This is a genomic window from Lysinibacillus sp. FSL L8-0312 (assembly GCF_038003285.1).
GTDB lineage: Bacteria > Bacillota > Bacilli > Bacillales_A > Planococcaceae > Lysinibacillus > Lysinibacillus fusiformis_D.
Genome location: NZ_JBBOOV010000001.1, coordinates 2,482,365 through 2,497,469 on the forward strand (window position 1 = coordinate 2,482,365; position 15,105 = coordinate 2,497,469).

Below are 15,105 nucleotides of genomic sequence, written 5' to 3' on the forward strand. Positions count from 1 at the left end.
CTATATAGTCATTTATTTATTGATATCTTCGAACAACATCGCCAAGTTTTATATCATTCGTTCCCGTACCAACTGCAGCAAATTTCCAGTCACTATTATGACGGTAAATTTCTCCACAGACTAACGTCGTTAAATTCGAATAATTATCAGTTAAATTATAGCGAATTAGTTCGCTTCCTGTCCTGTCATCATACACACGAATATATGCATTTTGAATCATACCGAAATGTTGATTACGACCTGCTGCATCATAAATGTTTACAACAAACACAAGCTTGTTATATTGCGTTGGTACAGACGATAGCTCAATTGTAATTACTTCATCATCGCCATCGCCGTCTCCTGTTAAATTATCACCAGAATGTCGAACAGAGCCGCAATTACTTGTTAATTTTCCAAAGTAAACAACATCGTCTCCCGCTATCACCTTATCATCTTGCAGCATTAAGACTGAAGCATCACAGTCTATGCTTCTGCCACTGCCACTATTTCTACTAGAAAATAAACCACCTAAAAAGCCGCCACTTTTCTCTTGCGCTACAGGGTCCCACCCTAAACCTACTTTAATTTTATTTAAACCTGCGTTACCTTTTGTTAAATCAACTCGTTGCCCTTTTTGTAAATTAATCCCCAATTTTAACACCCTCCTCAAATATGTATTTCAACTGAAAGATTATATGGTAAGTAATAATCTACTAAAATAAAATTTTTCTACTTTTTAAGTCTAAAATAACGTGACAAAAAATTCAATTAATGGCTCCTAAAAGATATTTTCGCTTATTTTTAGAAAATTCCTCCTGTTACCTACTACTCTTTAAAACGACTTTGCTGTAAAAGAGTTCCTTTTATTCCCTTTCGTATAGATGGGCAAAATAGCTAAAAAAACCTTCTAACTAGTAGAAGGCTATAGTATTTAACTAACTTTTCATCTTTGGATCGAGTGCATCTCTTAGGCCATCTCCCATCAGGTTAAAGCCAAGAACCGTTAGCATAATTGCTAATCCTGGGAAAATCATAGTCCAAGGAGCATTTAATAAAAACTTTCGAGCATCTGCTAACATTTTTCCCCACTCAGGTGCTGGTGCTTGAGCGCCCAGTCCGAGGAAGCCTAATGCTGCTGCTTCGATGATGGCAGTCGCAATTGCAAGCGTTCCTTGTACAATAATAGGCGTCATAGAATTCGGCAAAATATGTGAAAATAAAATTCGTGAATCACGCATGCCGATTGCTTTTGCTGAGACAATATACTCTTCTTCTTTGACGCTCAACACTTTGGAACGAATTAAACGTCCAAAATTCGGTATGTTAATAATGGCAATGGCAATTAATGCATTTTGTAAGGATGGTCCTAGTACCGACACAACAGCAATCGCTAATAGCATACTAGGGAAAGCGAGCATAATATCAAAAATACGTGAAATAATTGTATCAATCCATTTACCATAATAACCGGCGATAATACCAAGCAAACTACCAACAATTACCGATAAAACAACTGAAAAAAAGCCTACCCATAGCGAAATTCGTGCACCATGAATGATTCTAGAAAAAATATCTCGCCCAAAATCATCTGTTCCAAACCAATGATCACCTGATGGTGCTAGTAAACGCTTCGATAAATCTTGTTCATTTATCCCTTGTGGTGCAACGAGCGGTCCTACTACAGCAAGTAATATAAAAAATATAACAATCCCTGCACCTATTAAAGAGATTTTGCTCTTTTTAAAGCTTCGCCAGCCCTCTAACCATGGACCGACCGCTCGTTCTTGAACTGGTGCTGCTTCTTTTTTTATGTCAATTGCTCCAGTCATCATTGCAGCTCCCTTCTATTTGTATTTAATACGTGGATCAATCACTGTATACAGTAAGTCCACGATTAAGTTAATCATGATGAAAATAAATGCAACGATTAGAATACCTGATTGAATGACAGGATAATCCCTGAAGCCAATCGCATCATAAATATAACGACCAATTCCTGGCCAACTAAAAATCGTCTCTGTTAGAATGGCTCCCCCTAGTAATAACCCCGTCTGTAACCCGATTACCGTTATTACAGGAATAATAGCGTTCTTTAAAGCATGCTTATACACAACAATAAACATTTTTTGGCCTTTTGCTCTTGCAGTACGTACATAATCTGAGCGCATAACTTCTAACATAGAAGATCTTGTGATTCTTGCAATAATAGCCATAGGAATGGTTGCCAGTGCAACTCCCGGTAATATTAACCTCTTTACAACTTCAATAAATTGATCGAAGCGCCCTTGAATGAGCGTATCCAATAAATAAAAATGGGTTATAGAGGTTATTGGATTTCGAACATCCTCTCGACCAGAAGTAGGTAACCAGCCAAGCTGACTACTAAATGTCCACTGTTCCATCAAGCCTAGCCAGAATACAGGTACAGATACACCAACTAATGCCACCACCATCGCTGTATAATCGAACCAAGAATTTTGGAACCATGCAGAAATAATACCCGCATTCACCCCAATAACAATAGCAATAATCATCGCGAAAAATGCAAGTTCAGCTGTTGCTGCTAAGTATGGAAAAATTTCTTCTGATACAGGTAATTTTGTACGTAAGGAAACACCTAAATCTCCCTGAAAAATGCCTGCTAAATAACTAAAATATTGTGTATACCAAGGCTTATCTAATCCTAAACTTGCGTTTAATGCCTCGACCGCCTCTTTTGTCGCCTGTTGTCCTAAAATAACTTGTGCTGGATTACCAGGTATTGCGCGTATCAACATAAAGACGATAAAAGTCATTCCAAGCAAAACTGGGATTAGCTGGAGTAAACGTCTCCCCATATAGTGAAGCATCTTCATCACCTCTCTATGATTTTCATAATCTACTTTGAAGTCTTTATATACTGTTGAAAGGTTGAACCTTCACCAAACGATTTTGAATGTTTAGATGAGTGATCTTTCACACAGGAGAAAATGATTGTCTATTACTAGAAAAGAATCTGCGAGATTTCCACGGCTTACCCGCAGAAAAGCAAGCAGATTCTTTTAAACTCCTCTATTCAATTAGAAAATGAAGTTTACTATTGAATATCTACTGCATCTAAACGGTCAGAACCTGTAGGATGCGCAATATAATTCGTCACTTTCGCATTAGCAGCTAAAATTGGAATAGAGTGAGCAAGTGGAACCCATGGAGCATCCTCAGAAATCATGACTTGAGCTTGCTTATAAAGTTCATTACGCTTGTCCTCATCAATTTCAGTTTGAGCAGCTGTCAATATTTTGTGTAATTCTGGATTGTCATAGAATGTATAGTTATTAGAACCGATATTATCGCCGTCTAATAACGTGTATAGGAAGTTATCCGCATCTCCATTATCACCTGTCCAGCCAAGTAAGAATGCATCCGCTTCACCATTTTGTGCTTTTTCTAAATAAGTAGCCCATTCAAATGATACAATTTTAGATTTAATGCCTACATCTTCTAAGTTCTTTTGAATCGCTTCTGCTACTTTTTGTCCGTCTGGCATGTATGGACGTGGTACTGGCATTGCCCATAGTTCAATTTCTTTACCATCATAGCCTGCTTCAGCAAGTAATGCCTTCGCCTTTTCAGGATCATACGTATAGCCTGTAACATCATCGTTATAACCTGAAATTACTGGTGGCATTGGGTTTTTCGCTGGCTCTGCTAGTCCTTCATAAAATGCATCCACCAATGCTTGCTTATCAATTGCATAGTTGACTGCTTGACGCACTTTGACATTATCGAATGGTGGTCGAGTCACTGTTAAACCTAGATAACCAACGTTCATAGATGGACGTTCGATTAATTGTAATTTAGCATCGCCTTCGATTGTTGCTTTATCAGATGGACTTAAACCATCAGCCACATCAATATTGCCTGCTAACAAATCATTTAAACGCGCAGAGTTATCTGGAATAGAACGATAAATAACTTTATCTAATTTTGGATAGCCATCAATATAGTAGTCTGGGTTTTTCTCGATCGTTACAGAATCATTACGTACCCAGCTAACAAATTTGAATGGGCCTGTTCCTACTGGATTTGCAGATAAGCCTTCTTCATCTGCCTCAAATGCTGTAGGCGAAGCAATCGCAAATGGGGACATGGCTAAATTCTTTAGGAATGGTGCTTGTGGTTGACTTAACTTAAATACAACCTTATAGTCACCTTCAGCAGTAACTGATTCGATTACTTGTTTGTCTCCAACGACAAATTGGGAGCTAAAATAAGGATATTTATCAGTACTTGACTTCCAACGTTCAATATTTTTCACAACTGCCTCGGCATTAAAATCTGTACCATCATGGAACTTCACACCTTCTTGTAGCTCAAAAGTATAAGTTAATCCATCTTCTGAAGCCTCCCATGATTTTGCTAACCCAGGTTGAATCGTTACATCTTGTTCGCCAAAGTTTACTAATGTTTCATAAATATTAGCTGTTACCGTAAAAGATTCACCATCTGTAACAACAGCAGGGTCTAGTGCTACTGAATCTCCACCACGACCATACACTAATATTTTTGGTTCACCACTGCCAGCTGTATCGCCACCAGTTGATGTATCTTTACTACCCGTATCCTTAGTATCTGAGCCGCCACAAGCTGCTAAGATTGTCGAGAGAATAAGGAGTAGCATTACACCTAAAGTCCAAAGCTTCTTTTTCTTCATTAAATTTCCCCCTATGAGTTTTTATATCATTGAATGTTGAAGTGCCTCATAAAGATGGCAAGCAACATAATGACCCGGTTTTACTTCTTGCATTTTAGGTACTACTTGTGAGCATTGCTCCTTTTTAAAAGGACATCTCGTATGGAAAGTACAACCGCTTGGCGGGTTTGATGCACTCGGAATATCTCCAGAAATAATGATCTGTTCCCGTTCAAACATCGGATCAGGAACAGGGACTGAAGATAAGAGTGCCTGTGTATATGGATGAAGCGGTTCAGCATATAAGTCCTCACTCGCTGTCAACTCTACTAATTTACCTAGGTACATTACGCCAACACGATTGCTGATGTGGCGCACTACCCCTAAATCATGGGAAATAAAAATATAAGTCAGCTTTAAATCCTTTTGCAGCTTTTGCAATAAATTTAATACTTGTGCCTGTATGGACACATCTAGCGCAGATACTGGCTCGTCCGCAATAATTAAGCGCGGGTTGGTCATCAAGGCTCTAGCAATTCCGATACGCTGCCTTTGCCCTCCGCTAAACTGGTGCGGATAACGCTTGATATGATATTCATTCAATCCAACAATCTCAAGTAGCTCCAACACCTTTTGTTTCCGCTCTTTGGCATTTCCTATGCCATGAACAATAAGGGGCTCCTCTAAAATTTTGCCGATGTTATGGCGCGGATTTAATGAGGCATAGGGATCCTGAAAAATCATTTGAATATCTCTACGTGCCTTCCTCATTTCATTATTGGATAATTCTGAAATTACTTTACCTGCGAATTCTATTTTACCTTCCGTTGGCTCCAATAAACGCATTAATAAGCGGCCTGTTGTGGATTTACCACAGCCTGACTCTCCTACAATGCCTAATGTTTCTCCCTCAAATACCTCAAATGAAACATCATCCACCGCCTTCACATCCCCAGCATGTGAATTCAGGACACCCTTTCGAATAGGAAAATATTTTTTTAAACCATCAACCTTTAATAACGCTTTCGACACGCTGTTCCACCCCCTGCTTCTCTAGTAAAAAACATCTCGATTTATGGTTCTCTGCTGCCTCAAATAAAGGTGGTGTTTCTTGTAAACAACGTTCCATCGCATGTTCACAGCGTGCCGCAAATCGACAGCCGACCTGGATGCTCCCAGGTTTTGGTACACTACCAGGAATAGAATATAGATTGTCTTTTTTATAACGCATATCAGGTACTGATTGAATAAGTCCTTGTGTATAAGGATGTTTCGGATTAGTAAAAACTTCTTGAATCGGTGCCTCTTCCACGATTTGTCCAGCATACATTACAATCACTCGCTCACAAGTCTCCGCTACAACGCCCAAATCATGTGTAATTAACAACACAGCTGTATTCAACCGTTTATTTAAGTCTTTCATGAGCTGTAATATTTGAGCCTGAATCGTCACATCTAATGCGGTTGTAGGCTCGTCTGCAATTAATACTTGAGGATCACAAACAAGTGCCATGGCAATCATAACCCTTTGACGCATTCCACCAGATAGCTGGTGGGGGTAATCCTTTAACAATTCCTCAGCCCGTGGTAAACCGACAAGTTTCATAATTTCAACCGCTCTTGCAAACGCTTCCTTTTTCGACCATTTAGGATTATGAATTTGAATCGCTTCTTTAAGCTGGTCACCAATCGTAAACAAGGGGTTGAGAGAAGTCATTGGTTCCTGGAATATCATCGCAATGTCTTTTCCACGAATTTTTTGCATTTGTTTATCCGTACATTTTGCGAGATTTTTGCCATCTAGCAAAATTTCGCCACCTGTTATTTTCCCTGGTGGTGATGGGATCAATCCCATGATGGACAACGACGTAACGCTTTTTCCGCTTCCCGATTCTCCTACAATTCCTAAAATTTCTCCTTCATGGACAGAAAAATCGATATCATCTACAGCAGGAATTTGTCCATTATCTGTGAAAAAGGTTGTTTTTAAACCTTTTATTTCTAGTAGCTTCTTCCTCATGCGCAACGTCCCACCCTACCTATATTTTACTTAGTTGTATAATGTTATTAATAGCATACTATAACTTTCGTTAAATTCCCTATTTTCAGATAATTCTACCTAAAAATCTTTGCTCTTTCAATCACTAATATTCTCCAAATTACATAGTATTTCTACATTAATCTCATTTCATAATAACTAAATCTTATAAAGAGATAGTTTTTTAGCCTTTATAACAAAAAAATAGCCTTCATTAAATGAAAGGCTATTTTGAAAAAATTCCATATATCATATAATTTTTAATCTAAATGCTGTACTTGGAATAAATTATAATACGTTCCTTGTCTGTCCATTAATTGTTCATGTGTACCATTTTCTATTAATTGCCCATGATCTATGACGAAAATCTTATCCGCATGGGTAATAGTAGACAGACGATGTGCGATGATAATGGTCGTCCGTTCATGAGCAAGTTTATCGAGTGATTCTTGAATCAATGCTTCACTTTCTAAATCTAACGCAGAAGTAGCTTCATCAAGGATTAAAATCGGTGGATTTTTTAAAAATACTCGCGCAATAGCAACCCGTTGTTTTTGCCCGCCAGATAGCTTTACGCCTCGTTCTCCAACCTTTGTATCATAGCCATTAGGCAAACCCATAATAAAGTCATGTGCATTTGCAGCTTTAGCTGCCTCAATGACTTGTTCATCTGTTGCACCTGGTCGTCCCATTAAAATATTTTCTTTAACAGAATCACTAAAAAGTATATTATCTTGCAGAACAATACCAATCTGTGAGCGTAACGAATGTATAGTGACATCTCGTACATCGTGTCCATCAATCGTCACCTTACCACTTGTTGTATCGTAAAAACGAGGAATCAAACTGATAATCGTGGATTTACCACCACCACTCATCCCAACAAATGCAACAGTTTCTCCAGGATTAATCGTAAAATCGATAGCATTTAAAATAGATGCGCCAACTTTTTCATATTGGAAGGACACGTTGTGAAAGCAAACTTCCCCATTTGCACGTAGTAGTTCACGAGCATTGTCCTTGTTTTTCACTTCATAAGGCTCATCTATTAATTCAAACATCCGATCCATTGAGGCGATCGACTGCGTCAAAGTAGTCGAGGCACTTACAAGGCGGCGAAGTGGACCATACAATCGTTCAATATAAGCAATAAAAGCAACCATTGTTCCAACTGAAAGTGATCCATTTATGACTTGGTAGCCCGCATAGGCTATGACCAACAATGGCGCTACATCCGTGATTGTATTAACTACTGCAAATGACTTAGCATTCCACTTTGTTTGGTCGAGTGCCTTTTCTAAAAATTCCCCATTTGCTGTATCAAATAATTTTTGTTCATGCTTTTCTAGTGTGAAACTCTTAATAATGCTCATACCAGCTACACGTTCATGTAAATAACTTTGTACACCCGCAAGTGCTTGAGAACGTTTACGTGTTAAAGCTCGCAGTTTGCCAAAAAAGTATTTCACACTTAATGCATAAAATGGGAAAGCGACTAATGCGACTAATGTCAGCTTTACATCCATTGTTAGCATAATGACAATCGCAATAATAATCGTCGCTAGGTCCAGCCAAACATTCATTAACCCCGTCATAACAAAGTTCTTCGTTTGCTCAACATCATTAATGACCCTTGATATAACATCTCCAGCACGTGTATTGGCATAATATTTTAAACTTAATCGCTGTAAATGTGCGTAGATTTCCTTACGAATATCAAACAACACCTTATTACTAACGTGTTGTGCAAAATATTGACGATAATACTCGATTGGTGGACGGATAATAAAGAACACAATAATGGTTCCGCCTAACCAATATAACAGCTCTTTTGTTTTATCTACATCTGTTAGGTCTTCTGCTGCAATAATATCATCTAACACAATTTTAATGAGTAGTGGAATAAACAGGGGAATAGCAAATTTCACTATACCAATGATAATCGTTAAAATAATTTCCCATGTATATGGTTTTACAAAGCGCATATACCGCTTTATGCTTCCCAACTTTTCATCACATCCTTACAAAAAGAAACAGACATTCGATTATGAATGCCCTACGTATTATAGCAATATTTTGATTAAAATACAGTTATATTGACTTTACAGCGAACTATTTTACTTCTCTCTTTACAGTTGGCTGTATCCAACAAAAAAACACCTATTAGGTAAACTAATAGGTGTCACTAACAATCATCTGACTGCATATCAAGCTGGAACTTGTAACGATTTGTCCAGACATCGATGAAGTCGGGTGCAAATGGTCCTCTTTTTTGTTGAATCCAGCTTATTAATTTATCGACATTGCGCTTTAAAATTTTATCAATGACTTCAGGATAAGACATTTCCTTACGATGAAGCTCATATTCATCCTCATCTAAGAGGGTATAAGACATGTCAGGATAAACTTTAATGTCTAAATCATAGTCGATATATTTAATGGCATTATTATCGAAAACAAATGGTGAGCTTAGATTACAATAATAATACACACCGTCTTCACGTAGCATACAGATGATGTTAAACCAGTGTTCCGCATGAAAGTAACAAATAGAAGGCTCTCTCGTTAGCCATGTCCGACCATCGGATTCTGTCACAAGGGTCCGTTCATTCGCACCGATAACGATATTCTTTGTTCCTTTTAAAACCATCGTTTCTTGCCAAACACGGTGGATACGGCCATTGTGCTTATAACTATGTATTTGTATCGTTTCTCCTTCTACCGGTAATGCCATTTTGAAGCCCACCTTTTCGTCTATGCTACCTAAATCTAGCAGTCTCTAGTATATTATAGCAATGTGTACGCGAAAGGTGTAGTTAGAAAACCACAAATTTCACTACGCCATTTTGAATTAGTATAAAATTTAGTCAATTAAAGCGATTTTTATAAGCTTGTCAGCCTCAGTGGGATTATTTAATTAATTGCAACGCTATACCACTTTTAGAGGATTTTCTTAGCAATTAGAAAGGGGCTGTCTTTTTCATCTTTTCGGATTTTAGACAGCCCCTTAGAGGTAAATGCAGTTATGCAGTTACAAAGTGTTACTCACCTAAATCTTGGTTAGTTTTAGAGAAACGGCCTGAAGCTGGAGCTTTCTTTTGCTCTGCTTTTGCATTTTGCTTTTGCACTTCATTTACGTCCGTTTCATAACCAAACTCTTCACTTTGACGTTGCATGTTTTTATTCGGTTGGAAATTTTGGTTGTTTTGTTTTTTCATCCTTCATTCACCTCCACGCTAGTTATTGTGTACTGAGGTGATGACTTTTATGCTCATGAATTGATTATTTTAAGATGGATTTAATTTCCTGCGATTTACTTTTTGACTTCTTCCCAAATTTTTAGCATCGGGACAGGCATCGGCAAACGTTCTATTTGCTCTCGGCTTAGCCAGTCGCCCTGCGCAAAAGACTCACATTTCATATAATAGCTATTTATATGCCAAGTTAAATGTGAAAAAACATGTTTAAATGTAAGCAACTCATGTTCGGCATGAACATTTACTGTAAATTCTTTTTTAAAGTTTTCTACTGTAGATTGGCTTGTGTCAATCATCGGAAATTGCCATAGATTAGCAAGTAGACCTTTCTCAGGACGCTGCTGCATTAAAAATCGTCCGTTTTCATCTTCACATACAAGGACATCATATGTAAGGTGCTTCATTTTTATTTTTTTTGATTTGACAGGTAATTTGTCTGGTTCCCCTTCATTAAACGCCGTACAATATTCTCGTACTGGGCATAATAAACATTTGGGCGAGGTAGGTGTACAAATAAGCGCGCCGAGTTCCATTAAACCTTGGTTAAAAGAGGAAGCATGCTCAGGATCAATGAGTTTCTCCACCGCTACTTCGAAAACTTTCTTCGTTTTTGGCATAGCGATGTCATCATGTATATCAAGTACCCTACTTAAAACTCGCATAACATTACCGTCTACTGCATGTTCAGGCTTGTTGTAGGCAATACTTAAAATAGCACCTGCAGTATAGGGACCAACACCTTTTAATTTTGATATTTCGTGGCGATTGTCTGGTACTACGCCTCCGTAATTTTCTAAAACCTCACGAGCACCTGCTTGTAAGTTGCGAGCTCGAGAATAATACCCAAGACCTTCCCAATGCTTCAGTAAGTATTCTTGTGGTGCTTCTGCGAGCAAATCTAATGTTGGAAAACTTTCCATAAAACGATTGTAATAAGGAATAACTGTGTCGACACGTGTCTGCTGTAGCATCACTTCTGATACCCAAATTTTATAAGGGTCAGTTGTATGTCTCCACGGTAAGTCGCGTTTCTCAGCGTTAAACCAGTCGACTAAAGATTGTCGAAATTCTGTTACATATGGGTAATTCACAGTGACCTCCGTTGTTTTTACGATTTAATTTATGATGAAAAGGGTATACAATTAAGAAAAGAACATTCGGGTTTAGTCGACAAAAATCGTCTCCTTTGCTTGAATGTCATAAAATTTAATAGATCTTTTATTATTATTGAAATAAAGATGTATGCACATTGTACTCGATTTTACCGCATACTAGGAGTGGATATTTTTGGATTCAGGTACACATTTCGTTATGGGTATTGCCCTTGGCGGTCTTGCATTAGCCGACCCTGTAGTAGCCAATCATTCAATGACTTTTACAGCAGTAATGGCAGGGACAATTATTGGCTCACAAGCTCCAGATGTCGACACTGTGTTAAAGCTACGTAATAACGCTATCTATATTCGACATCATCGAGGAATTACACATTCACTACCAGCTGTGGCTATTTGGCCTATTTTAATTACAGTTGTTTTATCGCTTATTTTGCAAGACGTAAATGTGTTTCATTTATGGCTTTGGACCTTTTTAGCTGTTGGCCTTCATGTCTTTGTTGATATTTTTAACGCCTATGGTACGCAAGCAATTCGGCCATTCTCTAAAAAATGGGTAGCATTAGGTGTCATCAATACATTCGATCCAATTATCTTTTCCTTACATTGCCTCGGTATAGTGTTATGGGCATTTGGCACAAATCCAGTTTGGACATTTAGTATCATGTATATCGTAATTGTGATTTATTATATTTTACGATTTGCTGTTCAAAGAGCTGTAAAAAAAGCTGTGCATCATACCATTCAGGACGAGGAATATGTTATTGTAGCACCTACAATGCGCTTCTTCCACTGGCGAATCGCAGCCAAGTCTAAGACTCATTATTATGTTGGGCGTGCTTATGGAAGGACTGTTAATATTTACGATAAATTCGAAATCAAGCCTTTACCTAAAACTCCAGTTATAGATGCGGCAATGAAAGATTCTAATCTAGCTGCATTTGTGTCCTTCTCTCCAATGTACAGATGGGAAATTTCAGAACTTGAAAATGGCTTAACAGAAGTAAGGTTAATCGATTTACGTTATCGTAGTGATAATCGCTATCCTTTCGTAGCTGTTGCACATTTAAACGATGATTATGAAATTGTTACGTCTTATACAGGGTGGATTTTTACAGAAGATAAACTACAGAAAAAGCTACAAATTGGCGCAAGTAATTAAGCAGTAAACCCTGACCAATAGTGGTCAGGGTTTTATTATTGTAACATATCATCACTGGCATCTAAGAAATGAGCATATTTCGGATTGCGTCCTGCAAAAACATGTAATTTATCACCATAGCTTGCAATTAATTGACGCACAAGATTTTCTGTGTACTCTGCCCCACGATAAGCATATCCTGCTTTCGCAGCTGTTGATTCAAAATCACTCCATAATAATTCCACCCAAACTCGTGCCCGTCCAACAGACATTTGTGGATTTTTTGCTAGTAACTCTGCTGTTAATTTTTCAAGTTTTTCTTCCATTTACTTACCCGCCTTTACAGGGGATAATATCGATACAGGTAATGCCTCTTGGTACTTGTCCCCGCCTAAACGATGTCCCCAAGCAAAGCGACCCTTTAAATAATCTACTTGGAAAAACTCATTATCTGAACCATCAATACGATACATTTCTCCAGGAACAATCGTATCCAGATCTACTAAATACGCTGCTGCCATTAAAGCTTTGCGCTCATAAACAGCAAACTCATTGAGAATTCCTAGCTGTTCTGCCTTTCGAGCTTTCTCTTTTAGAAAAGCAATTTCTTCTCGCAGTTCGTGCTCGGTCATCGCAGCATAATTTTTTTCGTTCATTCTTCATTCTCCTTCTCTTCTATAAAACGATCTATTATTTCTATAGGAAAACCCTTTTGATAGAGCGCCTGTTTAACTTTCATCTTTAGCTCATAACCAGTATACTTCGATACATACTTTTTCCAAACTTTTTCGCCTTGAGTATTTAATAACTGCTGCCAGTTATCATCATCCTGCACTATCTCAACTTGGCTAAGCACCTCTTCCACGATCGGAAATGCATAACCTTTTCTTAAAAGAAAGTCCTGGATCTTGGTCTTTATTTGTGTTGGCGTTTTCTTATTCTGTGAGCGAATAATTTTCTCCGCTAACTGCATTGCCAGTTTTAATTGTTCCTCAAAACTATATGTAGCAAGCACTTCATCCTGCAAATTTTTCTCAATGCCCTTTTTAATAAGATCTTGTCTAATGGCTCTCGGCCCTTTTTTCATCGTAGCCTTCTTGGTATCAAGCAATGCCTTTGAATAGTTTTCATCATTGATAAAGCCATAAGACTTTAACTTCTGAATTGCCTCCAATATTACGGCTTCTCCAAAATCTAATGCGAGCAGTTTTTTCTTCACCTCATGCTCGCTTCGCATTTGATAAGAAAGAAAGTTTAACCCCTTATTAAAGGCCTTACGTATTTCATCCTCATAGGCAATCTCTTGGATTTCAAATTCATCAAGCACCTTTCCCTTTGTTAAACCGAATTGAATAAGTATGGCTTCATCAACTGGAAAAGCATATTCCTCATTTATATAGATATTATATCGTTCAGGATTGTTTTTTTGACGTGCAATTTTCGTAATTATACGCATAGCAAACACCTCACTATTGCATATTATAGCATTTCTTTTTTAAGGGAGCAGTGATCTGACAAGAGGGTTTTGCTTTCATTCGTGAGTATTCCTCTTCCTTCCGCAAGTATTCCTCTTCACTCCGCGAGTATTTCTCTTCCCTCCGCGAGTATTCTTCTTCCCTCCGCGAGTATTCCTCTTCACTCCGCGAGTATTCCTCTTCATTTCTCTTCCCTCCGCGAGTATTTCTCTTCCCTCCGCGAGTATTTCTCTTCCCTCCGCGAGTATTTCTCTTCCTTCCGCAAGTATTCCTCTTCACTCCGCGAGTATTTCTCTTCCCTCCGCGAGTATTTCTCTTCCCTCCGCGAGTATTTCTCTTCCCTCCGCGAGTATTTCTCTTCCCTCCGCGAGTATTTCTCTTCCCTCCGCGAGTATTTCTCTTCCCTCCGCGAGTATTTACGCTTATTCTGGAATGCACTGAAGATGTTCGCTTTTGAGTTAAGTGTTAAACTTACTAGTAAGTGTTTTTATTCGATCAGAGAAGAGGTGCTTGTTATGAAAATCGTTATTGCAGGTGGCACTGGCTTTGTCGGGAGTGCACTCATAAAGCTATTACAGGATAATGGACATGATGTTTTTGTCTTAACACGTCATCACTCAAGACTAGAAAATGGTATTCACTATGTACAATGGCTACAGCAGCACGAGCAGCCTTTGCCTTTTTTAGAGGGTGCTGATGCCTTTGTTAATTTAGCAGGTGTTTCATTAAATGATGGGCGCTGGACGAAAAAACAGAAGAAGGCTATTTATTGGAGCCGAATGAATGCAACGCTTGAATTAGTGAAGATAATGGACTTGCTAACGTCAAAGCCTAAAGTTCTTATCAATGCTAGTGCCGTGGGGATTTATCCTACTTCTACAGAAGCTGTCTATCATGAGGATTTTATGGACTATGCCCATGATTTTTTGGGTACAACCGTCCATGATTGGGAACGACATGCGAAACGAGCAGAATCATTAGGGATTCGCGTGGCTTTTGCACGCTTTGGTGTCATCTTAGGCCGAAATAGCGGTGCACTACCACCTATGCTATTGCCCTATCAAATGTATATAGGTGGAACAATTGGTTCTGGTGAACAATGGCTCTCTTGGGTACATATTGATGATGTAGTACGCGCAATTTATTTCGCGATTATAAATGAAAATATTCGTGGTCCATTTAATGTAACAGCTCCAAATGCTATGCGAATGAAAGAGTTCGGACAAACAATCGCAGAAGTCATGGGCAGACGCCATTGGATGCCTGTCCCAAGTTTTGCGATGCGTTTAGCTCTTGGTGAACAAAGTTCGCTTGTTTTAGAAGGACAACATGTGCTGCCCACTGTTTTACAACAACATCATTTTACATTTAAATATCCTGTTTTAAAGCAAGCACTTGAAGATTTGCTAAAAGCTCAGAATTAGCAAA

15 protein-coding genes are annotated in these 15,105 nt (G+C 38.4%); 2 read left to right on the forward strand and 13 right to left on the reverse strand.

Features of this window, described 5'->3' with window-relative positions:
- Positions 1–16: 16 nt before the first annotated feature.
- From MHI22_RS12605 to mutY, 10 genes are all read right to left on the reverse strand, one after another.
- The gene (locus MHI22_RS12605; protein ID WP_036122214.1) at positions 17–634 is read right to left on the reverse strand and encodes a TerD family protein; all 618 of its coding nucleotides are present in this window, start codon (positions 632–634) and stop codon (positions 17–19) included.
- Between the two features lie 283 nt (positions 635–917).
- Positions 918–1,814, reverse strand: coding sequence for a nickel transporter permease (nikC, locus tag MHI22_RS12610; protein WP_036122217.1), 897 nt, complete (start codon positions 1,812–1,814; stop codon positions 918–920).
- 12 nt (positions 1,815–1,826) lie between these two features.
- Complete coding sequence (locus MHI22_RS12615) at positions 1,827–2,831, reverse strand: ABC transporter permease (RefSeq protein WP_036122220.1); 1,005 nt, start codon at positions 2,829–2,831, stop codon at positions 1,827–1,829.
- Positions 2,832–3,058: 227 nt separating this feature from the next.
- The gene (locus tag MHI22_RS12620; RefSeq protein WP_036122223.1) at positions 3,059–4,675 is read right to left on the reverse strand and encodes an ABC transporter substrate-binding protein; all 1,617 of its coding nucleotides are present in this window, start codon (positions 4,673–4,675) and stop codon (positions 3,059–3,061) included.
- 21 nt (positions 4,676–4,696) lie between these two features.
- A complete protein-coding gene (locus tag MHI22_RS12625) occupies positions 4,697–5,686 on the reverse strand; it encodes an ABC transporter ATP-binding protein (RefSeq protein WP_036122226.1) in 990 nt (329 codons plus the stop codon).
- Positions 5,661–6,674: an ABC transporter ATP-binding protein gene (locus MHI22_RS12630; protein ID WP_036122228.1), complete on the reverse strand. Its 1,014-nt coding sequence runs from the start codon at positions 6,672–6,674 to the stop codon at positions 5,661–5,663. Before MHI22_RS12630 ends, MHI22_RS12625 begins: the two co-directional genes overlap by 26 nt.
- A 278-nt stretch (positions 6,675–6,952) precedes the next feature.
- The gene (locus MHI22_RS12635) at positions 6,953–8,677 is read right to left on the reverse strand and encodes an ABC transporter ATP-binding protein (RefSeq protein WP_196243740.1); all 1,725 of its coding nucleotides are present in this window, start codon (positions 8,675–8,677) and stop codon (positions 6,953–6,955) included.
- 200 nt (positions 8,678–8,877) lie between these two features.
- The gene (ntdP, locus tag MHI22_RS12640; RefSeq protein WP_036122234.1) at positions 8,878–9,426 is read right to left on the reverse strand and encodes a nucleoside tri-diphosphate phosphatase; all 549 of its coding nucleotides are present in this window, start codon (positions 9,424–9,426) and stop codon (positions 8,878–8,880) included.
- A gap of 307 nt (positions 9,427–9,733) precedes the next feature.
- Positions 9,734–9,910 (reverse strand): gamma-type small acid-soluble spore protein, encoded by a 177-nt coding sequence (locus tag MHI22_RS12645; RefSeq protein ID WP_008173504.1) that lies wholly within the window; start codon positions 9,908–9,910, stop codon positions 9,734–9,736.
- Positions 9,911–10,005: 95 nt separating this feature from the next.
- On the reverse strand, positions 10,006–11,040 hold the full coding sequence (gene mutY, locus MHI22_RS12650; RefSeq protein WP_036122236.1) for an A/G-specific adenine glycosylase: 1,035 nt from the start codon (positions 11,038–11,040) through the stop codon (positions 10,006–10,008).
- Between the two features lie 196 nt (positions 11,041–11,236).
- On the opposite strand from mutY, the gene MHI22_RS12655 reads away from it, so the two are divergent.
- Positions 11,237–12,223 (forward strand): metal-dependent hydrolase, encoded by a 987-nt coding sequence (locus MHI22_RS12655; protein ID WP_036122239.1) that lies wholly within the window; start codon positions 11,237–11,239, stop codon positions 12,221–12,223.
- 35 nt (positions 12,224–12,258) lie between these two features.
- On the opposite strand, the gene MHI22_RS12660 is transcribed toward MHI22_RS12655, so the two are convergent.
- The 3 genes from MHI22_RS12660 to recX are packed head-to-tail and all read right to left on the reverse strand — an operon-like array spanning position 12,259 to position 13,658.
- Positions 12,259–12,528 (reverse strand): YfhJ family protein, encoded by a 270-nt coding sequence (locus tag MHI22_RS12660; RefSeq protein WP_036122243.1) that lies wholly within the window; start codon positions 12,526–12,528, stop codon positions 12,259–12,261.
- The gene (locus MHI22_RS12665) at positions 12,529–12,858 is read right to left on the reverse strand and encodes a YfhH family protein (protein ID WP_036122247.1); all 330 of its coding nucleotides are present in this window, start codon (positions 12,856–12,858) and stop codon (positions 12,529–12,531) included. It abuts the gene before it with no gap.
- Positions 12,855–13,658, reverse strand: coding sequence for a recombination regulator RecX (gene recX / locus MHI22_RS12670; RefSeq protein ID WP_036122249.1), 804 nt, complete (start codon positions 13,656–13,658; stop codon positions 12,855–12,857). Before recX ends, MHI22_RS12665 begins: the two co-directional genes overlap by 4 nt.
- Positions 13,659–14,192: 534 nt before the next feature.
- Between recX and MHI22_RS12675 the strand changes: the two genes are divergently transcribed.
- Positions 14,193–15,101, forward strand: a complete 909-nt coding sequence (locus MHI22_RS12675) for a TIGR01777 family oxidoreductase (RefSeq protein ID WP_089934587.1) — start codon at positions 14,193–14,195, stop codon at positions 15,099–15,101.
- The last annotated feature ends 4 nt before the right edge of the window (positions 15,102–15,105 follow it).

Excerpts from the sequence above, each read along its gene's own strand:
- nikC (WP_036122217.1), bottom strand. The coding sequence starts at position 1,814 with ATGATGACTGGAGCAATTGACATAAAAAAAGAAGCAGCACCAGTTCAA.
- MHI22_RS12615 (WP_036122220.1), bottom strand. The coding sequence starts at position 2,831 with ATGCTTCACTATATGGGGAGACGTTTACTCCAGCTAATCCCAGTTTTG.
- MHI22_RS12620 (WP_036122223.1), bottom strand. The coding sequence starts at position 4,675 with ATGAAGAAAAAGAAGCTTTGGACTTTAGGTGTAATGCTACTCCTTATT.
- MHI22_RS12630 (WP_036122228.1), bottom strand. The coding sequence starts at position 6,674 with ATGAGGAAGAAGCTACTAGAAATAAAAGGTTTAAAAACAACCTTTTTC.
- MHI22_RS12635 (WP_196243740.1), bottom strand. The coding sequence starts at position 8,677 with ATGCGCTTTGTAAAACCATATACATGGGAAATTATTTTAACGATTATC.
- ntdP (WP_036122234.1), bottom strand. The coding sequence starts at position 9,426 with ATGGCATTACCGGTAGAAGGAGAAACGATACAAATACATAGTTATAAG.
- MHI22_RS12645 (WP_008173504.1), bottom strand. The coding sequence starts at position 9,910 with ATGAAAAAACAAAACAACCAAAATTTCCAACCGAATAAAAACATGCAA.
- MHI22_RS12660 (WP_036122243.1), bottom strand. The coding sequence starts at position 12,528 with ATGGAAGAAAAACTTGAAAAATTAACAGCAGAGTTACTAGCAAAAAAT.
- MHI22_RS12665 (WP_036122247.1), bottom strand. The coding sequence starts at position 12,858 with ATGAACGAAAAAAATTATGCTGCGATGACCGAGCACGAACTGCGAGAA.
- recX (WP_036122249.1), bottom strand. The coding sequence starts at position 13,658 with ATGCGTATAATTACGAAAATTGCACGTCAAAAAAACAATCCTGAACGA.
- MHI22_RS12675 (WP_089934587.1), top strand. The coding sequence starts at position 14,193 with ATGAAAATCGTTATTGCAGGTGGCACTGGCTTTGTCGGGAGTGCACTC.